Source organism: Cupriavidus necator, from assembly GCF_016127575.1.
Lineage (GTDB): Bacteria > Pseudomonadota > Gammaproteobacteria > Burkholderiales > Burkholderiaceae > Cupriavidus > Cupriavidus necator_D.
The window spans coordinates 1,958,577-1,978,208 of sequence record NZ_CP066018.1; the positions used below are offsets into that span (position 1 = coordinate 1,958,577).

A 19,632-nucleotide genomic window follows, 5' to 3' on the forward strand; every position below is an offset into this window, starting at 1 on the left:
AACCCGTATTCTAGCGGATGGGGGCCTCGCCATCGGCCGGGTTGAGCCGGCGTGGGGCGGAGCCAGGAGTGACGTGGCTATAATCCAGCCATGACCCGATCCCACGCGTCCGCGCGCCCGTCTGCGCGCAACTCCTCCGCTTTCCAGGTTGCTGTCGTCGGCGGCGGCATCGTCGGCAAGTCCTGCGCGCTGCTGCTGGCCCAGCAGGGCATGGACGTGGCGCTGGTCGCGCCCAGGCCGCCCCGCGCCAGCGGCCGCACGGCGGCGGGGCCGGATGACTGGGACAGCCGTATCTACGCCTTCTCGGCCAGCTCGCAGGCGCTGCTGGAGCGCATGCGGGTGTGGGAGGCGCTGGACCCGGCGCGGATCCAGCCGGTGCGCGACATGCGCGTGTTCGGCGATGTCAGCGCGGCCGAGACCTCGCCCAGCCTGGACGGGGACCTGCATTTCTCGGCCTACGCGGCCGCGGTGCCGCAGCTGGCGTGGATCATCGAATCCAGCCACGTCGAGCGCGCGCTCGACACAGCGCTGGGCTTCCAGCACCAGGTGACCTGGCACGACGCCACGGCGAGCGCGTTCGAGCGCGATCCTGACGGCGTCACGCTGACCCTGGGCAATGGCGAGAAGCTGCGCACGGCCTGCGTGGTCGGTGCCGACGGCGCGCGCTCCTGGCTGCGCCAGCAATGCCACATCGGCGTCAGCACGCGCAAGTACCGCCAGCTGGGCGTGGTCGCCAATTTCGCCTGCGAGCGCCCGCACCAGGAAACCGCGTGGCAGTGGTTCCTGGGCGCGCCCGAAAAACTGATGGCCGACGAGGAACCCGCCAACGGCGAAGTGCTGGCGCTGCTGCCGCTGCCGGACAACCATGTGTCGATGGTCTGGGCCGCCGAAGAGGCCCACGCGCGCGAGCTGCTGGCGCTGTCGCCCGAGGCGCTCGCCGCCACGGTGATGCAGGGCGCCAGCGGCGCGGTCGGCGCGCAGTTCGGCGCGCTGCGCTGCGTGACCCCGGCGCAGGGCTTCCCGCTGGTGCTGCAGCGTGCCGACCAGTTCGTGCAGCCGCACGTGGCGCTGGTGGGCGACGCCGCCCACGTGTTGCATCCGCTGGCCGGCCAGGGCATGAACCTGGGCCTGCGCGGCGTCGCGGAACTTGGCCGCGTGATGGCCGACAAAGAACCTTTCCGCAGCGAGGGCGACCTGCGCTTGCTGCGCCGCTATGAGCGCGCCCGCGCCACCGATTTGCTTGCGCTGACCGCGGCCACCGACGGACTGCACCGGTTGTTCTCGTTGCCGGGCGGCGTCGCGCGCGTGGTGCGCAACACCGGCATGCGCGCGGTCGGCGGCCAGTCCTTGCTCAAGCGCTTCCTGATCGCGCGCGCGCTTGGCTGACCGCGGCCGCGCCAACGTTCCGATCCCTTTACCGAATACTCTGGAGTCCACATGTTCCCATTCCTGCGCCGCCGCCCCGCCATGAGCGCCGCGATCACCGCCATCGCCGGCGGGCTGGCCGCGGCGGGCTTCGCGCTGCATGCCATGGCCGCGGGCGAGCCCGGCACCGACCGCATCAAGGAGTCGCTGCAGAAGATGGTGGGCGGCCGTGCTGAAGTGAAGAGCGTGAGCAAGACCCCGGTGCCGGGCCTGTTCGAGGCCAATATAGGCGGGCAGGTGGTCTACACCGACGCCTCGGGCCGCTACATCCTGAACGGCGAGATGATCGACACCCGCACCGGCACCAACCTGACCGAGGAGCGGCTGGCCGAGATCAACCGCATCAAGTGGTCGGACCTGCCGCTGGCGCGCGCGATCAAGTGGACCAAGGGCGATGGCAGCCGCCAGGTGGCGGTGTTCTCCGACCCCAACTGCGGCTATTGCAAGCGCATCGAGCAGACCTTCCAGCAGATGGACAACATCACCGTGTACACCTTCCTGTACCCGGTGCTGTCGCCGGATTCCGAAACCAAGGCCAAGCAGGTCTGGTGCGCGTCCGACCGCACCAAGGCCTGGCGCGACTGGATGCTCAAGCAGGTGGCGCTGACCGGCAACGGCAGCTGCAAGACCCCGCTGGAAGAAAACCTGGCATTGGGCCACAGCATGAACGTGACCGGCACTCCGGCGGTGTTCTTCACCGACGGCACCCGCATTCCCGGCGCGGCGGATGTCGCCACGCTGGAACGCAAGCTCGCCAGCATCAAGAAATAAGCGCGCGCCGGACCTGTACCGGCCCGATCGACGGCCGGACTTGTCCGGCCGTTCTGCATTCTGCCTTTTCCCTGATTCCATGCGATCGCCGGCAGGCGACAAAGGAGACACCATGACCTTCCAGGCATTGCTGCTGACCCAGGCCGACGGCGCCACCCAGGCCAGTATCGCCACGCTCGACGACGCGCAGCTGCCCGCCGACGGCGACGTGCTGGTTGCCGTCGACTACTCCACCATCAACTTCAAGGACGGGCTGGCGATCACGGGCCGCTCGCCGGTGGTGCGCAAGTGGCCGATGGTGGCGGGCATCGACGGCGCCGGCACGGTGCTGGAATCCGCGCACCCGCGCTGGAAGGCAGGCGACAAGGTAGTGCTCAACGGCTACGGCGTGGGCGAGACGCATTGGGGCTGCCTTGCGCAGCGCGCGCGCCTGAAGGGCGACTGGCTGGTGCGCCTGCCCGACGCCTTCACCACGCGCCAGGCCATGGCGATCGGCACCGCGGGCTATACCGCGATGCTGTCGGTGCTGGCGCTGGAGCGCGGCGGCGTCGACGGCCCGGTGCGCCCCGGCGATGGCGAGGTGCTGGTGACCGGCGCCTCCGGTGGGGTGGGGACGGTGGCGATCTCGCTGCTGAGCAAGCTTGGCTACAAGGTGGTGGCCTCGACCGGCAAGACCCGGGAGGCGGATTTCCTGAAGGCGCTGGGCGCCGATGACGTGATCGACCGTGCTGAGCTGGGCGTACCCGGCAAGCCGCTGCAAAAGGAGCGCTGGGCCGCGGTGGTCGACTCGGTCGGCTCGCACACGCTGGTCAATGCCTGCGCCCAGGTGCGCTACGGCGGCGTGGTGACGGCGTGCGGGCTGGCGCAGGGCCTTGACTTCCCGGGGTCGGTGGCGCCGTTCATCCTGCGCGGCATCACCTTGCACGGCATCGACAGTGTGATGGCGGCGATGCCGCTGCGCGAGCAGGCCTGGCAGCGCCTGGCCGGCGACCTGGAGCCGGACCGGCTCAATGCGCTGACGCGCGAGATCGGCCTGGGCGACGCGATCGAGGCGGGCCGCAAGATCATGGAAGGCGGCATGCGCGGGCGCGTGGTGGTGGATGTGAATCGCGGCTGATCGCGCACCGTCGCCCTGATGCACCACCGCGTCGGCGCTGCATCCGTGTCCTGGCGCCGACGTTACAATCCTGCCCATGACGCCGATCCGCTACGCCATCGCCCCGCTTCAGCCTGAAGCGCACCTGTTTGCCGTCACCGTCACCGTGAGCGAACCCGATCCCGCCGGCCAGTGTTTCTCGCTGCCGGCCTGGATCCCGGGCAGCTACATGATCCGGGACTTCGCGCGCAATATCGTGCGCATCCGCGCCGATGCGGGCGGGCGCGAGGTCAGGCTGACCAAGCTCGACAAGCAGCGCTGGCAGGCCGCGCCGGTCAGCCTGGCCGACGGCCCGCTGACGCTCAGCTACGAGGTCTATGCCTGGGACCTGTCGGTGCGCGCGGCGCACCTGGACACCACCCACGGCTTCTTCAACGGCAGCTCGGTGTTCCTGTGCGTGGACGGGCAGGCCGAGCGGCCATGCACCATCGATATCCATGCGCCCGCCGGCGAGGCCTATCGCGGCTGGCGCGTCGCCACCGCCATGCGCGAAGCGCCCGGCCGCGCAGGCGCGAAGCGCTACGGCTTCGGCCGCTACCAGGTGGCCGACTACGATGAGCTGGTCGATCATCCGGTCGAGATGGGCACCTTCCAGCTGGCCAGCTTCCGCGCCTGCGGCGCGCAGCACGACGTGGTCTTCACCGGGCGCGTGCCGCAGCTCGACCTCGAGCGCGTGTGCCGCGACCTGAAGCGGATCTGCGAAGCGCAGATCCGGCTGTTCGAGCCCAAGACCGCGCAGGCGCCGTTCCTGGACAGCAACCGCCGCTACGTCTTCATGACGATGGTCACCAGCGACGGCTACGGCGGCCTGGAACACCGTGCCAGCACCGCGCTGATATGCGCGCGCAATGACCTGCCGGTGCGCGGCGACAGCGATACCAGCGAGGGCTACCGCACCTTCCTCGGGCTGTGCAGCCACGAGTATTTCCACACCTGGAACGTCAAGCGCATCAAGCCGGCCGCGTTCGTGCCGTACCGGCTGGCCGAGGAAACCTACACGCCGCTGCTGTGGCTGTTCGAGGGTTTCACCAGTTACTACGACGACCTGGTGCTGGTGCGCTCCGGCTGCATCACCGACGAGCAGTACATCGAGATGCTGGCCAAGACCTGGAACGGCGTGCTGCGCGGCAGCGGCCGCACCAAGCAGAGCGTGGCGGAAAGCTCCTTCGATGCCTGGACCAAGTACTACCGCCAGGACGAGAACGCCCCCAACGCCATCGTCAGCTACTACACCAAGGGTTCGCTGGTGGCGCTGGCGCTGGACCTGACCATTCGCGACAAGACCCGCGGGCGACGCTCGCTTGACGATGTCATGCGCGCGCTGTGGCGCCGCTACGGCCGCGGCTTCTACGCGCCGGGCGCGGTGCAGCGCGGCGTGACCGAGGCCGAGGTCCATGCGCTGTTCGATGAAGTCACCGGCCTGCGCATGGGGCCGCTGCTGCGCTCGCTGACCGAAGGCACCGGCGAGCTGCCGCTGCCGGCGCTGTTCAAAACGTTCGGCGTCAAGGCCGATGCGCAGAAGCCGGCGCGCACCGCGGCGCTGGGTATCAAGGTCAAGAGCGATGAGGGCTGGGTGCGCGTGGCGCAGGTGTTCGACGGCGGCGCCGCGCAGGCCGCCGGCCTGTCCGCCGGCGACCTGCTGGTGGCGATTGACGGCCTGCGCGTGGCGCCGGGCCAGATCGACAAGCTGCTGGCGCGCTACCGTAGCGGCGACCGCATCGAGCTGCACGCCTTCCGCCGCGACGAGCTGCAGGTGCTGCCGGTGACGCTGGCACGCGAGCCGGCGGCGCAGTTCAAGGTGAAGCTCGAGAGCGGACGGCACGCGGCGCGCTCGCGCTGGCTGGGCCAGTGAACTAGTTTTCCGCTGCCACACCCGCCACCGCACGCCATCGCCCCCGCTGCATGCAATACGCGCACGATCCCCGCACCTTCCTGTATTCGCACTACATCTACCGGGGGCTGCGCTCGGCCACCGGGGTGATCGGCGCCACGCTGATCGCGCTGCACTTCAGCGACCTGCCCACCGCGATGGTGGTGTCGATGGGGGCGCTGTGCACCAGCCTGATGGACCTGCCCAGCCCGCTGAACCACAAGTTCAACGAGATGATGGCCAGCGTGCTGCTGTGCAGCGTGGTCACGCTGGTGGTGGCGCTGGCCACGCCGTTCCCGCGCGTGATGCCGTTCCTGCTGGTGCTGGTGACGTTCCTGGCCGGCATGATGACGGTGTACGGCAACAAGACGCTGCCGCTGCAGTTCGCGGCGCTGTTCGTGATGACGCTGACCATCAACGAAGACTTCCTGGTGCGGCGCGCGCTGGAGCACGCGGCGCTGTTCAGCATCGGCGCGGTCGCTTATCTCGGCTATGCGATGCTGGTGAGCTGGATCACCGAGCGCCGCACCAAGCAGCAGGTGCTGGCCGAATCGTTGTATGAGCTGGCCGGCTATCTCGAGATCAAGGCCGGCTTCTACGACGCCGGCAACGACTACGAGGCCCAGTTCAACCAGCTGGTGCGCCAGCAGATCGTGGTGGCCGAGCGCCAGCAGGCCGCGCGCGACCTGGTGCTGCGCGGCAACCGCACTCCGCACGACGGGCTGCTGGTGCAGGTGCACCTGCGCATGCTCGACCTGTACGAGTATATTCTGTCGACCAACACCGACTATCCGCTGCTGCGCCAGACCTTTGCCGGCACGCCGGTGCTGGACCATCTGCGCGGGCTGGTGCTGCAGATGTGCAAGGACGTGGAAGAGATCGCCTACGAGATCACGCGCGGCCGCGCCTCGTACGCCACGGTGGAATATCGCCAGGGCCTGCGCGCGGTCGAGGCCGAGGTCGAGCAATTTCGCCACCACCATATCAACCCGGCGGCGATGACGGCGCTGGTCGATACGCTCGACATGATGCGCGGCGCGATCACGCTGGTCGGCCAGCTGCACGAAGCGTCGCGCACGCCGGTGGAGCCGGCCAGGGTGCTGCCCGGCTCGGACATGACGCCGTTCCTGACGCGCCAGAAGTATGAGTTCAGCGTGCTGCGCGACAACCTGAAGTGGAGTTCGCCGGCGTTCCGCTTCTCGCTGCGGATCTCGATGGCGGTGTCGCTGGGGCTGTGGATTGCCGAGCACCTGCCCTATGTGTCGCACAGCTACTGGATCCTGCTGACCATCATCGTCATCCTGAAGCCCAACTTCAGCATGACCAAGCAGCGCTACAACGACCGCCTGATCGGCACGCTGATTGGCTGCGTGGTCGCGGTCGCGATCCTGAAGGTGGTGCACCAGCCGCTGATCCTGCTGGGCGTGCTGTTCCTGTCGCTGGTGGCCAGCGCCGCGTTCGTGACCATCAAGTACCGCTACACCGCGATTGCCGCCTGCATCCAGGTGCTGATCCAGATCCACCTGCTGATGCCGGGAAGTCCCACGGTGGCGGGCGAGCGGCTGGTGGATACCGTGATCGGCGGCATCATCGCCTCGCTGTTCAGCTTTGTGCTGCCGAGCTGGGAATACCGCGCCATCCCCAAGCTGGTGGAGGGCGTGCTGCAGGCCAACCGCCGCTATATCGGCGCCACGCGCGACCTGCTGCTGCGTAGGACCAAGGATGACTTTGCCTACCGCGTGCAGCGCAAGCAGTTTATGGACAACCTGTCGGCGCTGATCTCGTCGTTCCAGCGCATGCTGGACGAGCCCAAGAGCCGGCACCGTGCGGTGGACAACCTGAACCGCTTTATCGTGCAGAACTACCTGGTGGCCGCGCACGTGGCGGCGGCGCGCATCCAGGTGCGCCAGCACTATGACGAGCTCGATATCCCGGCCGCGGAAGCCGCGATCGAGCAGGCCACCGAGGCCGCCAGCCACAGCCTGCAGGTGGCCAGCGAGCGGCTGCATGCCGATGAGCGGGGCGGCGGCCGTGGCGCGGGCTTTATCCGCAGCGGGAAAACGCCGTTGGAACGCAAGGAGGCAGTGCCTGCCGCCGCGGACAAGGCGGAGGAATCTCCCGCTGAAGCTGTCGCCGATGCCGAACCAGTGGCGGCCACCGTCAGCGTCGAAGTCGCCGAGGCCGCCGAGGATGCCGTCGCCGAACGCCGCGCCCGCCTGGCCGATTCGGCCGACAAGCGCCGCACCGACGTGCTGGTGCACGCGGCCGCCGCCGGCGAATCCAGCCATGAGGCTGGTCCCACCGCCAGCTCCACCGGCCGTCCGGCCAATGCGGTGCTGGACCGCCGCCTGCGCGCGTTGCGCGAGGATGCGGCCAAGATCGCGCTGCGCACGGGGGCCATCGGGCGCGCCATACGGGCGCGCGTCTGAGCCTGGTGGCTTACGGCGCCTCGGGCAGCTCTTCCTCGGGCAGTGTCAGCATGCCGCTGTTGTAGCGGTACTCGTAGATCTCGCCGTAGCGCCCCCAGCCGATCGCCACGCTGAGCACGCGCTCGGCCTCGGCGGGCTTCAGGAACCGCTCCAGTTCGTGCAGCACCTGTTCTTCGCGGATCTCGCCGGCCTCGCTGGCCACCAGTTCGCGGCGGATATGCGCGGCCAGTGCGACGTTGCCCAGCAACTGCTGGCCGAACATCACCTTGCGTTGCTGCGGCCCGGCGGCGTACCAGGCGCGGCCGGCCCCGGTGGCGGCGATGTCGCCGCGCTCGATCGACACCAGTTGCACCAGCTGCAGCGCTTCGCACGCAGGCAGCAGTTCGTCGTCGGTGAGGCCGGCTTCGTCGGCCAGGTGGGGCAGGTCGGCGCGGCAGTTGAAGGGTGCCTCGCACAGCAGGTCGAGGATCGCTTCCATCTGGCTGATGTCGGCGTCCGGCAGCCGGTAGGCGATCTGGCGCGCGGGCGCTTGCGCGGGCAGGCGCGCTTCCGCGGCGGGGGCGGTCATCAGCGCGTAGATCTCGTCGACCAGCGCGCGCACCTGCGCGCTGTCGCGGTTGCGCGGACGCGGCAGCGCCACTGGCACCTCGGCGCGGATGCGGCCCGGGTCGCTCGACAGGATCACGATGCGGTCGGCCATCATCACTGCCTCTTCGATATTGTGCGAGACGATCAGGATGCTCCTGATATTGGCACGGCCGCTTTCCCACAGCGCCAGCATCTCGTCGCGCAGGGTCTCGCCGGTCAGCACGTCCAGGGCCGAGAATGCTTCATCCATCAGCAGCAGGTCCGGCTCGGTCACCAGCGCGCGCGCAATGCCCACGCGCTGGCGCATGCCGCCCGACAGCTCGCGCGGCAGTGCGCTGTTGAAGCCGGCCAGCCCGATCATGTCGATCGCGGCCTCGGCGCGGCGCTCGCGCTCGGCCCTGGGCACGCCCTGGGCCTCGAGCCCCAGCTCAACGTTCTGCTGCACCGTCAGCCACGGGAACAGCGCGAACGACTGGAACACCATGGCGATGCCCTCGGCGGTGCCGGCCAGCCGTTCGCCGCGAAAGTCCACCTCGCCGCGGTCGGCGCCGACCAGCCCGGCCATGATGCGCAACAGCGTGGACTTGCCCGAGCCGGACTTGCCCAGCATGGCGACGATCTCGCCCTCGCGCAGCGTCAGGTCCACGCCTTCGAGCACGGCACGGTCGCTCTGGCTGGCGGTGCGGAAGATCTTGCCGACGCCGCGCAGCTCGATCACGGCGGGGGCGGCGGTGGATGCAATGTTCTCTGCCATCGTTGCCTTACAAGCGGGTGCGCTCTTGCGCGAGTTGATACAGGCGGTTCCACAGCAGCCGGTTGAAGCCGACCACGAACAGCGCCATCACGACTATGCCCAGCGCAATGCGCGGGAAGTCGCCGCGCGCGGTGGTCTCGGCGATGTAGCTGCCGAGCCCGGTGGCGACGATGGTGCGGTCGCCCCAGGTCACGTACTCGGACACGATGCTCGCGTTCCACGAGCCGCCGGCGGCGGTCACCAGCCCGGTCAGCAGGCTCGGGAACACCGCGGGGATCAGGAAGCGCTTCCACAGCAGCCAGCCACGCAGGCCGAAATTGCGCGTGGCGAGCTTCAGTTCGGTGGGAATGCCCGACGCCCCCGCGACCACGTTGAACAGGATGTACCACTGCGTGCCGAAGATCAGCAGCGGGCTCAGCCAGATCTCCGGGTTCAGCCCGAAGCGCACGATCAGCATCACCGCCAGCGGGAACATCAGGTTGGCCGGGAAGGCGGCCAGGAACTGCGCGATCGGCTGGGCAATGCGCGCCAGTTCCGGGCTCAGGCCGATGCGGATGCCGATCGGCACCCACACCAGCGCCGCCAGCGCGATCAGCACCACCACGCGCACCATCGTGATCGTGCCGAGCCACAGCACATGGCCGACTTCGGCCCAGCCCACCTCGCTGTGCACGAAGTAGCCCACGCGCAGCAACGCGGCCAATGCCACCAGCACGATCACGGCGTCGCGCACGCGGCCGAACCAAAGCGCGCGCCGCGGATTGTCCGGCTGCGCCGGGGCCTGCCCGCGGCGCGCGCCCCACGCCAGCGTGCGCCCGGCCAGCGCCGCCGTCTGCGCCAGCACTGCACCCACCCACGCCGAGCGGCGCAGCAGGTCCAGCAGCCACGACTGCGGCAGCTTGTCCTGCGCCTGGGTCTCGAAGCGGAAGCGGTCGGCCCATGCCACCAGCGGGCGGAACAGCAGCTGGTCGTACAGCAGGATGCCCGCCAGCATCGCCAGGATGGCCCAGCCGATCGCGGCCAGGTCCTGCTGCTGGATCGCCAGCGCGATATAGGAGCCGATCCCAGGCAGGCGGATGTCGTGGCCGGATACCGAGATCGCCTCGGACGCCACCACGAAGAACCAGCCGCCGGACATCGACATCATCATGTTCCACAGCAGCCCCGGCATGGCGAACGGCACTTCCAGCCGCCAGAAGCGCTGCCACGGCGACAGCCGGAACATGGCCGCCGCTTCCATCAAATCGCCCGGGATGGTGCGGAACGACTGGTACAGGCTGAACGCCATGTTCCACGCCTGCGAGGTGAAGATGGCGAAGATCGCCGCGCACTCGACCCCTGCGATATTGCCGGGAAAGAGGGCGATAAAGCCGGTCACGGTGATCGACAGGAAGCCCAGCACGGGTATCGACTGCAGGATGTCCAGCGCCGGCACCAGCACCTTCTCCGCCGTGCGGCTCTTTGACGCCAGCGCGGCAAACGCCAGCGAGAACAGCAGCGACGCCGCCAGCGCCGCCAGCATGCGGATGCTGGTGCGCATCAGGTAGTAGGGCAGGTAGGCCACGTCCAGGTGCACCGCCAGCTGCTGGTCGGGCTGGAACGGGGCGTTCATCTGCTGCGCGGTGAACGCGATCATCACGATCACGGCCAGGATGATCGGCAGCAGGGCCAGGTCGAAGCGGTTGGGCGGGGCGCGCAGCAGCTGGCTGTCAAAGCCAGGGGCGGGCGGGGCCGCGCGGCGGTCGGCGGGTGGCATCATGGGCGCTTCTCGGGCTGTATCGAGCTTGGATGGCAAGGCTTGTGGCCCAGCCCTGATTCGCGGCCCTGGCGGACAATGGCAAAGCCCGCATGCCGCCGGCTTCACGCCGGGCGGCGCGCATCCCTTTGTAACGCCCGGCATGGCGGTCTAGTTTACTTGGTGTGGATGACAGATCGCGCACGCTGCCGGCGTGCGCCCAAAGGGAAAAGCCATGAAGAAGGAAACCTGGCGCCTGGTCGCGCATGGGCGCGTGCAGGGCGTGGGCTACCGCGCCGCCTGCGCCGACGCGGCGGACGACCTTGAGCTTGGCGGCTGGGTGCGCAACCGGCTCGACGGCACCGTCGAGGTGATGGCGCACGGCACGGTCAGGCAGCTCGAAGCCCTGCAGGCGTGGATGGAACAGGGCCCGCCGGCCGCGCAGGTGACGCTGGTCGAGGTCGGGCCTGGGGAAGGGGAGTTTGCCGGTTTCGAATTCCGGCCGACGATCTGATGGACTAGGCCGCGGTCCAGTCGACCGGCGTGCGGCCGTTCGCTTCCAGCCAGCGGTTGGCCTCGCGGAAGTGCCCGCAGCCCAGGAAGCCCCGGTGCGCCGACAGCGGCGACGGATGCGGCGCTTCCAGCACGCAGTGGCCGGCGCCCAGCAGCGGCTTCTTGGCCTGCGCGTGGCTGCCCCACAGCATGAACACAAGACTCGGGCGGCTGGCGGCGAGGTTCTGGATCAGGCAATCGGTGACGGCTTCCCAGCCTCGCCGCGCATGGCTGGCGGCCTGGCCCTGTTCCACCGTCAGCACGGTGTTGAGCAGCAGCACGCCCTGGCGCGCCCAGCCTTCCAGGTTGCCGGAGGCGCGCGGCGCGCAGTTGTCGTTGGCACCGAACTCCGCGGCGATTTCCTTGAAGATGTTGCGCAGACTGGGCGGCACTTTGATGCCTTCCGGCACCGAGAACGCCAGCCCGTGCGCCTGCGGCAGCTCAACGCCGCCGACCGTGCCGGTGCCGTGGTAGGGGTCCTGGCCCAGGATCACCACCTTGACCGCGTCGGGCGGGGTCAGGTGCAGCGCGTGGAAGACATGGTGCGGGAATACCGGCTTGCCGGCGGCACGTTCGCCGTCGACAAAGGCGGCCAGCTCCTGCCACGCCGGCACGCGGATGCACGGGTCCAGCAATGTGCGCCAGGCGGCGGGCAGGGCGTCGGCCTGGGCCTGCAGGCTGGCGGCAGGGGACGGTTCGCCGGGGACGCGGGGGGCTTCGGCGGCGAAGAGATCGGCTTGCATGTGTAAGGAAAGCTTGGCGGGAAAACCGCGATTATGAGGCCTTGCTTTCGGCGATTCCCGCCAGGCGGTAGCCGCGGGCGGCCTTGCTAAGGTCCGACGGTGCCAGCGCGGCAACGGTGGCCAGCCGCGCGGCAAAGGCGCGCAGGGCATCGGCCGCGTGCGCGGCGTCGCCATCGAGCCATTCCAGTTCGAGTTCCTGGATGGGTTCCTGCGCGGCGCTGGCCGGCGCGGCGATGGTGCCGGTGTCGAGCGCGGCCTCGATGCGGGCGCCGTCCTGCGTGACCAGCCAGGTGCGGCGGACGAAGTCGGTGCGGAACACCGGTGCCAGCCGGCCGATCAGTGGCGCGAGCACGGTTTGCGCTTCCGCGGGAAAGGTTTGCAGCTCGATGGCCTCGCCGGCGATCTCCGTCTCCCATTCATGGCGCGTGGCCAGGCCGCCCTGGCTGCTGCCGGCGGTCTTCAGCGTCTGCAGCCATTGCGCGCCCTTGCGGCGCAGCCGCAGCGCGGCGCGCGCCTGTGCCAGGTCACGTTGCGGGGTATCGAGGTAGACGTTGAGCAGCGTGGCTTCGCCCTGCGGGGCGCCGTTGGCGTCGAGCCAGGCGGCCAGCGGGGCCAGCGCGTCGTCGGGGACGGCGAGTTTCAGTTCGATTTCCTGGGGCATGGCAGCAGGCGATTTCAGAGGGTTGGCGAGGGCGATGTCTTTCCAGTCACCGCTAGCCGGCCCCCTCTCCCGCTTGCGGGAGAAGGGAGCAAACCGCCAGCGTGCGTCGGCAGGCGTTAGCTCAGGCAAACAGCCGTGCCAGCTCCACGCCCGGATCCGGCGCCCGCATAAACGCTTCGCCCACCAGGAACGCATGCACGTTGGCATCGCGCATGCGCTTCACATCGGCCTGGCCGAGGATGCCGGACTCGGTCACCACCAGCTTGTCGGCCGGCATATGCGGCAGCAGGTCCAGCGTGTTGTCCAGCGACACCTCGAAGGTGCGCAGGTTGCGGTTGTTCACGCCGAGCAGCGGCGTTTTCAGGCGCAGCGCCGCGTCGAGCTCGTCGTCGCCGTGCACTTCCACCAGCACATCCATGCCGAGCTCAAGCGCACAGGCTTCCAGTTCGGCCATCAGGCCCGGGTCCAGCGCGGCGACGATCAGCAGGATGCAGTCGGCGCCCCAGGTGCGCGCTTCATACACCTGGTACAGGTCGACCATGAAGTCCTTGCGCAGGGCCGGCAATGGGCAGGCGCCGCGGGCGCGCTTCAGGTAGTCGGCGTGTCCCTGGAAGAAGTTCACGTCGGTCAGCACCGATAAACAGGCAGCGCCATGGCTGGCGTAGCTTTCGGCAATGGCCTCGGGCACGAAGTGCTCGCGCAGCACGCCCTTGGACGGCGATGCCTTCTTGACCTCGGCGATCACGCCGGCCTGGCCGGCGGCGATCTTCTCGCGCAGCGCGCGCTCAAAGCCGCGCGGTGCCAGGCCCGGCTCAGTGCGCAGGCTTTCGGCCTCCGCGCGCAGGCTGGGCAGGTCGCGCTTCTTGCGTGCGGCGGCGACCTCGTCGGCCTTTACGGCCAGGATCTTTTGCAGGATGTCGGACATATTCGCGTCTCTTACTTGAACTGCTGGGTGGCGCGCACGAACTGGTCGAGCTTCTCTTGCGCCGCGCCGCTGGCAATCGCCTCGCGCGCGCGGCGGATGCCGTCTTCGACGGAGTCGGCCACGTTGGCGGCGTACAGCGCGGTGCCGGCGTTCAGCGAGACGATCTCGCGCGGCGTGCCCGGTACGTTGGTCAGCGCTTCAAGCAGCATTTCCTTCGACTCCGTCGCATCGGCCACCTTCAGGCCGCGGTTGGAGATCATCTGCAGGCCGAAGTCCTCGGGGTGGATCTCATATTCGCGCACCTCGCCGTCCTTCAGTTCGCCCACCAGCGTGGCGGCGCCAAGCGAAACCTCGTCCATGCCGTCCTTGCCGTACACAACGATGGCATGCTTCGCGCCCAGGCGCTGCATCACGCGCACCTGGATGCCGACCAGGTCGGGATGGAACACGCCCATCAGGATGTTGGGCGCATCGGCCGGGTTGGTCAGCGGGCCCAGGATATTGAAGATGGTGCGCACGCCCATCTCCTTGCGGATCGGGGCGACGTTCTTCATCGCCGGGTGGTGCGTGGGCGCGAACATGAAGCCGATGCCGGTCTCTTCGATGCACTGGCCGACCTGCTCGGGCGTCAGCATGATGTTCACGCCCAGCGCTTCCAGCACGTCCGCGCTGCCCGACTTGGAGCTGACGCCGCGGTTGCCATGCTTGGCGATCTTGGCGCCGGCGGCGGCCGCGACGAACATCGATGCGGTCGAGATATTGAAGGTGTGCGAGCCATCGCCGCCGGTGCCGACGATATCGACGAAGTTCTCGCGATCGGCCACCGGCACCTTGTTGGCGAACTCGCGCATTACCTGCGCGGCGGCGGAGATCTCGCCGATGGTTTCCTTCTTGACGCGCAGGCCGGTCAGGATTGCGGCGGCCATCACCGGCGAGATCTGCCCCTGCATGATCTGCCGCATCAGGTGCAGCATCTCGTCATGGAAGATTTCGCGGTGCTCGATGCAGCGCGTCAGGGCTTCTTGCGGCGTGATCATGGCGTTCTCGTTGACAGTCTGGATGGCGTGGTGCGGGCTGGAAGGTGCGGAATCGAGCAGTCTCATCGCGGCGCCTTGACGAAGTTGGCCAGCAGCGCATGGCCATGTTCGGACAGGATCGACTCGGGATGGAACTGCACGCCTTCAACGGCGAGCGTCTTGTGGCGCACGCCCATGATCTCGCCGTCCGGGGTCCAGGCGGTGATCTCCAGGCAATCGGGCAGGGTTTCGCGCTCGATCGCAAGTGAATGATAGCGCGTCACGTCGAAGTGCCTGGGCAGTCCGGCGAACACGCCTTGCTGCGTGGTCTCGATGGTGCTGACCTTGCCGTGCATCACCTGCTTGGCGCGGATCACCTTGCCGCCAAAGGCCTCGCCGATGGCCTGGTGGCCCAGGCACACGCCCAGCAGCGGGATCTTGCCGGCAAAGTGCTGCAGCGCCGCCACCGAGATGCCGGCTTCCTTCGGGCTGCACGGCCCGGGCGAGACGCAGATGTGGTCCGGCTTGAGCGCCTCGATCTCCTCGATGGTGATCTCGTCGTTGCGGTAGGTGCGCACGTCCTCGCCCAGTTCGCCGAAATACTGGACCAGGTTATAGGTGAACGAATCGTAGTTGTCGATCATCAGCAGCATGGCGTCTGTCTCCTGTTCTCTCAGATGTCGGAGTCCAGGCCATCCTGGACCTGCTCGGCGGCGCGGATCACGGCGCGCGCCTTGGCTTCGGTTTCCCTCCATTCGGCTTCGGGATCCGAATCGGCAACGATGCCGGCGGCGGCTTGCACGTAGAGGTTGCCGTCCTTGACGATGCCGGTGCGGATCGCGATCGCCAGGTCCATCTCGCCGCCGAACGACAGGTAGCCCACCGCGCCGCCATAGATGCCACGCTTGCGCGGTTCCAGCTCGTCGATGATCTCCATCGCATGGACCTTGGGCGCGCCCGACAGCGTGCCGGCCGGGAAGGTCGCGCGCAGCACGTCCAGGTTGCTGATGCCCTCGCGCAGCGTGCCTTCGACCGAGCTGACGATATGCTGCACGTGCGAGTACTTCTCGATCACCATCTTGTCGGTGACCTTGACCGAACCAGTTTCGGCGATGCGGCCGATATCGTTGCGCGCAAGGTCGATCAGCATCACGTGCTCGGCGATCTCCTTCGGATCCTGCAGCAGCTCGGTGGCGAGCTGGGCGTCCTTCTCCGGCGTATTGCCACGCGGGCGCGTGCCGGCCAGCGGGCGGATGGTGACGATGTGTTCGCTGCGCATGTCGCCGTTGGTGCCGACCTTGCGCTCTTCCTGGCGCACCAGGATCTCCGGCGAGGCGCCCACCACCTGGAAGTCGCCGAAGTTGTAGAAGTACATGTACGGCGACGGGTTCAGCGAACGCAGCGCGCGGTACAGCGAAAGCGGCGCGTCACGGTAAGGCTTGACCAGGCGCTGCCCGATCTGCACCTGCATCATGTCGCCGGCCATGATGTATTCCTTGGCCTTGTGCACCGCGGCCAGGTAGTCGGCCTTGGCGAATTCGCGGTAGACCTCGGTCTGCACCGACGGGCTGGTGACCGGCACATCCACCGGCTGGCGCAGCTTCATGCGCAGCTCGCGCAGGCGCTGGCGGGCGCGCGAATAGGCTTCCGGCGTGGTCGGGTCGGCGTAGACGATCAGGTAGAGCTTGCCCGACAGGTTGTCGATGACGGCCAGTTCCTCGCACAGCAGCAGCTGGATGTCCGGCAGGTTCAGGTCATCGGGCTTGTGCGTGTCGGCGAGCTTCTTCTCGATATAGCGCACCGCGTCGTAGCCGAAGTAGCCGGCCAGGCCGCCGCAGAAGCGTGGCAGCCCCGGGCGCAGCGCCACCTTGAAGCGCTGTTCGAACTCGGCGATGAAGTCGAGTGGGTTGCCTTCGTGGGTTTCCACCACCTTGCCGTCGGTCACCACCTCGGTGCGGTTGCCGAAGGCGCGCAGCAGCGTGCGGGCATGCAGGCCGATAAACGAAAAGCGCCCGAAGCGCTCGCCGCCCACCACCGATTCCAGCAGGAAGGTGTTGACGCCGCGCGTCTGCGACTGGGCCAGCTTCAGGTACAGCGACAGCGGCGTTTCCAGGTCGGCAAAGGCCTCGGCGATCAGCGGGATGCGGTTGTAGCCCTGGTCGGCCAGCGATTTGAATTCCAGTTCGGTCATGTCGGTCCTCTTGTGCGGCGCGCGCTGCGCGGTGGAGGGGCGCGGCGCCGCTTGTCGGCAATCAGGCTGGAGCGAATGGATACCCGCCCCGTTGGCGGGCCGTGGTGCAAGCGGCTTGCGGACAAGACTGCACACGGCCGGGGAAGGGCGTGCGGCGCGTTCTTGAGCTAAACGTAGCACACGAATATGGCGGCTACGCTGGCTTGCGGCGGGTTTTGGTGGGAATGCCCGGCAGCTGGGCCGGTGTGGCGAGGCCCTCGGGTCGAGGGCTCGTCAGCAGACTCGCGAACGCACTTTACGCCTGTTGGGAGGCGCGCCAGCGACGCCAGGGCCAAGCCTGCCGATCACTGCCAGAAGAGATGCGTTTGCGGTTGAGAAACATGAAATGTTTGGGGTTTGGTCGGGATCGACGAAATTCGGACTATCGATGACCTGCCCAGTGTGCTGCAAACAGCGCTGCGGCGTGGGCAATGGAGTCGACTATACCATCGGCGTCAACGGCTTGTACAGGGTTGCCATGGTTGTAGCCATAGGGCACCAGCAGCACGCCCATGCCGGCCGCGCGGGCCGCCTGCGCGTCGTTTTCCGAGTCGCCCAGCGCCGCCATTGCCGACGGCTCCAGCCCGAAGGCGTCGGCCACTTTCAGCAGCGGGAAGGGGTCGGGCTTGCGCAGCGGGAAGGCGTCGCCACCGTAGACCAGCTCGAAGTACTGGGCGAGGCCGGTCTTGGCCAGCAGCGGCTCGGTGAAGCTGTAGGGCTTGTTGGTCACGCAGGCCAGGCGCAGCCCGGCCGCCTTCATCGCCGCCAGGCCTTCGCGCACGCCGGGGTAGACCTGCGAGAACTGGCCGTTGATGCGGATGTACTCGCGGTCGTACAGCGCATAGGCGTCGGCGAACAGGCTGTTGGCGTGCAGCGGCGAGAAGCGCGCGTCCAGCACGCGCCGGATCAGGTTTTCCGAGCCCTTGCCTACATAGCTGACGATCTCCGCCTCCGACATCGGCGCTGCCGGCCCCAGGTTGGGGTGCTGGCGGCCCAGCGCCAGCAGCATGGCGTTGATCGAGGCGTGGAAGTCGCCCGCGGTGTCGACCATGGTGCCGTCGAGGTCGACGATCACGCCTTCGATGCCGCGCCAGTCGTTGCGGCGCAGGAACACGCCCTCGGTCATTGCCCGGCCTTGGCCAGTTCGCCGCGCAGCGCCGAGATGATGCCGCGGTAACCGCCGTCCGCATCGGGCTTGCCGAACACGGCCGAGCCCGCCACGAAGGTGTCGGCGCCGGCCGCGGCGATCTCGGCGATGTTGTCTACCTTCACGCCGCCGTCCACTTCCAGCAGGATGGTGCGGCCGGTGCGGGCGGTGTACTCATCGATGCGCTGGCGCACGGCGCGCAGCTTGTTGAGCGTCTCGGGAATGAACGACTGGCCGCCGAAGCCCGGGTTGACCGACATCAGCAGGATCACGTCCAGGCGGTCCATCACGTGGTCCAGGTGGTGCAGCGGCGTGGCCGGGTTGAACACCAGGCCGGCCTGGCAGCCGTGGTCGCGGATCAGCGCGAGCGAGCGGTCCACGTGCTCGCTGGCTTCCGGGTGGAAGGTGATGATATTGGCGCCCGCCTTGGCAAAGTCCGGGATGATCCGGTCCACCGGGCGCACCATCAGGTGCACGTCGATCGGCGCGGTCACGTGCGGGCGGATCGCCTCGCACACCAGCGGGCCCACGGTCAGGTTGGGCACGTAATGGTTGTCCATCACGTCGAAGTGGATCCAGTCGGCGCCGGCCTCGGTCACGCGGCGCACTTCCTCGCCCAGGCGGGCAAAGTCGGCGGACAGGATGGACGGGGCGATGCGGTAGGTGGGCGTGCTCATGTCGGCGGCTAGGAGGTGGGGTGCTGGGGAATGCTGTTTTTTGCGTCTCTGGCGCGCCCAGGGGCGGGCGCCAGAGGGGATCAGGCGGGGCGTCCGGCGCGGCCCGGACCTGAAAGGGCTATATTCTACCGCTGCCCCGGCGCTCGGTGATCTTGCCCGTGCTCTTGCCCGTGCCGCGGCCATCCCGCACAATGCGGCTACCCACTTCCCTGCCTGGCGCCTCACGCCGGCCCTGCCCACGATGAGCGAGTACGCTTTCTCCGTCTCGGTACGCACCCAGTACCTGCCGGACCAGTCAGAACCTGAGCGCGGGCGCCATGCCTTCGCCTACACCATTACCATCCACAATACCGGCGAGGTGGCGGCGCAGCTGATCTCGCGCCACTGGGTCATCACCGACAGCGACAACGGCACGCAGGAAGTGGCGGGCCTGGGCGTGGTCGGCCACCAGCCGCTGCTCAAGCCGGGCGAGCATTTCGAATACACCAGCTGGGCCACCATCTCGACCCCGGTGGGATCGATGAAGGGCGAATACTTCTGCGTGGCCGAGGACGGCCACCGCTTCGAGGTGCCGATCCCTGAATTCGCGCTGGTGCTGCCGCGCATGCTGCACTGACCCTGCCGGGAACCTATTGGCGCGATGCGCTGTCCTGATCCTGCGGCGGCGCTTCAGCGGCGCCCTGCGCCGGCTGGCGCGACGGATGCTCGGACGGGGCGCGCGTGGGACGCGGGTTCGTTTTCGCCGTGCCCATGGTCCAGACCACGATAAAGATCAGCAGGAACAGCGCCACGCCGGCTTCCAGGGCGAACAGCAGCATGGGATGGGCTTCGAAGAACTTGCTCATGGCGGATGCAGCGCAGGCCCGCGGGGGCGCAGGCGGTGGTTGAAGGATGACGGTGGGATTGTAGGGGCAATCGGCCCCGCAAGCTGCGCCGGCCCGGATTTTGAACAA

The 19,632-nt window shown here is 68.2% G+C and carries 18 protein-coding genes; 7 read left to right on the top strand and 11 right to left on the bottom strand.

The window, feature by feature from the left end:
• Window positions 1–90: 90 nt before the first annotated feature.
• The 5 genes from I6H87_RS09160 to I6H87_RS09180 all read left to right on the top strand — a co-directional run bounded on the left by I6H87_RS09160 (window position 91) and on the right by I6H87_RS09180 (window position 7,651).
• Window positions 91–1,386, top strand: a complete 1,296-nt coding sequence (locus tag I6H87_RS09160; protein WP_011616112.1) for a UbiH/UbiF family hydroxylase — start codon at window positions 91–93, stop codon at window positions 1,384–1,386.
• Between the two features lie 51 nt (window positions 1,387–1,437).
• Complete coding sequence (locus I6H87_RS09165; protein ID WP_011616111.1) at window positions 1,438–2,196, top strand: DsbC family protein; 759 nt, start codon at window positions 1,438–1,440, stop codon at window positions 2,194–2,196.
• Window positions 2,197–2,308: 112 nt separating this feature from the next.
• Window positions 2,309–3,313, top strand: a complete 1,005-nt coding sequence (gene acuI, locus I6H87_RS09170) for an acrylyl-CoA reductase (NADPH) (RefSeq protein WP_010809891.1) — start codon at window positions 2,309–2,311, stop codon at window positions 3,311–3,313.
• A 76-nt stretch (window positions 3,314–3,389) separates the two neighbouring features.
• Complete coding sequence (locus tag I6H87_RS09175; protein WP_010809892.1) at window positions 3,390–5,204, top strand: M61 family metallopeptidase; 1,815 nt, start codon at window positions 3,390–3,392, stop codon at window positions 5,202–5,204.
• Window positions 5,205–5,254: 50 nt separating this feature from the next.
• Window positions 5,255–7,651 (top strand): FUSC family protein, encoded by a 2,397-nt coding sequence (locus tag I6H87_RS09180; protein WP_058698069.1) that lies wholly within the window; start codon window positions 5,255–5,257, stop codon window positions 7,649–7,651.
• A 10-nt stretch (window positions 7,652–7,661) separates the two neighbouring features.
• Here I6H87_RS09180 and I6H87_RS09185 read toward each other — a convergent pair whose 3' ends face one another.
• A complete protein-coding gene (locus I6H87_RS09185) occupies window positions 7,662–8,993 on the bottom strand; it encodes an ABC transporter ATP-binding protein (protein WP_011616109.1) in 1,332 nt (443 codons plus the stop codon).
• A 7-nt stretch (window positions 8,994–9,000) separates the two neighbouring features.
• A complete protein-coding gene (locus I6H87_RS09190) occupies window positions 9,001–10,752 on the bottom strand; it encodes an ABC transporter permease (protein WP_011616108.1) in 1,752 nt (583 codons plus the stop codon).
• 211 nt (window positions 10,753–10,963) lie between these two features.
• Here I6H87_RS09190 and I6H87_RS09195 point away from each other — a divergent pair, with 211 nt between their 5' ends.
• On the top strand, window positions 10,964–11,242 hold the full coding sequence (locus I6H87_RS09195; RefSeq protein WP_010809896.1) for an acylphosphatase: 279 nt from the start codon (window positions 10,964–10,966) through the stop codon (window positions 11,240–11,242).
• Between the two features lie 4 nt (window positions 11,243–11,246).
• On the opposite strand, the gene I6H87_RS09200 is transcribed toward I6H87_RS09195, so the two are convergent.
• The 8 genes from I6H87_RS09200 to rpe form a co-directional block, all read right to left on the bottom strand.
• Window positions 11,247–12,023 (bottom strand): uracil-DNA glycosylase, encoded by a 777-nt coding sequence (locus tag I6H87_RS09200; RefSeq protein WP_011616107.1) that lies wholly within the window; start codon window positions 12,021–12,023, stop codon window positions 11,247–11,249.
• A gap of 31 nt (window positions 12,024–12,054) precedes the next feature.
• Entirely contained in the window at window positions 12,055–12,684 is a 630-nt protein-coding gene (locus I6H87_RS09205; RefSeq protein WP_011616106.1) for a CYTH domain-containing protein, read from the bottom strand.
• 121 nt (window positions 12,685–12,805) lie between these two features.
• Window positions 12,806–13,609, bottom strand: coding sequence for an indole-3-glycerol phosphate synthase TrpC (gene trpC, locus I6H87_RS09210; RefSeq protein ID WP_010809899.1), 804 nt, complete (start codon window positions 13,607–13,609; stop codon window positions 12,806–12,808).
• An 11-nt stretch (window positions 13,610–13,620) separates the two neighbouring features.
• Window positions 13,621–14,646 (bottom strand): anthranilate phosphoribosyltransferase, encoded by a 1,026-nt coding sequence (gene trpD, locus I6H87_RS09215; protein ID WP_010809900.1) that lies wholly within the window; start codon window positions 14,644–14,646, stop codon window positions 13,621–13,623.
• Window positions 14,647–14,708: 62 nt separating this feature from the next.
• Complete coding sequence (locus I6H87_RS09220; protein ID WP_010809901.1) at window positions 14,709–15,278, bottom strand: aminodeoxychorismate/anthranilate synthase component II; 570 nt, start codon at window positions 15,276–15,278, stop codon at window positions 14,709–14,711.
• Window positions 15,279–15,298: 20 nt separating this feature from the next.
• Window positions 15,299–16,816, bottom strand: coding sequence for an anthranilate synthase component I (gene trpE, locus I6H87_RS09225; RefSeq protein ID WP_010809902.1), 1,518 nt, complete (start codon window positions 16,814–16,816; stop codon window positions 15,299–15,301).
• Window positions 16,817–17,237: 421 nt separating this feature from the next.
• Complete coding sequence (gene gph / locus I6H87_RS09230) at window positions 17,238–17,981, bottom strand: phosphoglycolate phosphatase (RefSeq protein ID WP_010809903.1); 744 nt, start codon at window positions 17,979–17,981, stop codon at window positions 17,238–17,240.
• A complete protein-coding gene (rpe, locus tag I6H87_RS09235; RefSeq protein ID WP_010809904.1) occupies window positions 17,978–18,679 on the bottom strand; it encodes a ribulose-phosphate 3-epimerase in 702 nt (233 codons plus the stop codon). The genes gph and rpe overlap by 4 nt, the downstream gene beginning before the upstream one ends.
• A 241-nt stretch (window positions 18,680–18,920) precedes the next feature.
• On the opposite strand from rpe, the gene apaG reads away from it, so the two are divergent.
• Complete coding sequence (apaG, locus tag I6H87_RS09240) at window positions 18,921–19,295, top strand: Co2+/Mg2+ efflux protein ApaG (protein ID WP_010809905.1); 375 nt, start codon at window positions 18,921–18,923, stop codon at window positions 19,293–19,295.
• Window positions 19,296–19,308: 13 nt separating this feature from the next.
• On the opposite strand, the gene I6H87_RS09245 is transcribed toward apaG, so the two are convergent.
• Window positions 19,309–19,524: a hypothetical protein gene (locus I6H87_RS09245; protein WP_011616104.1), complete on the bottom strand. Its 216-nt coding sequence runs from the start codon at window positions 19,522–19,524 to the stop codon at window positions 19,309–19,311.
• Window positions 19,525–19,632 lie beyond the last annotated feature (108 nt).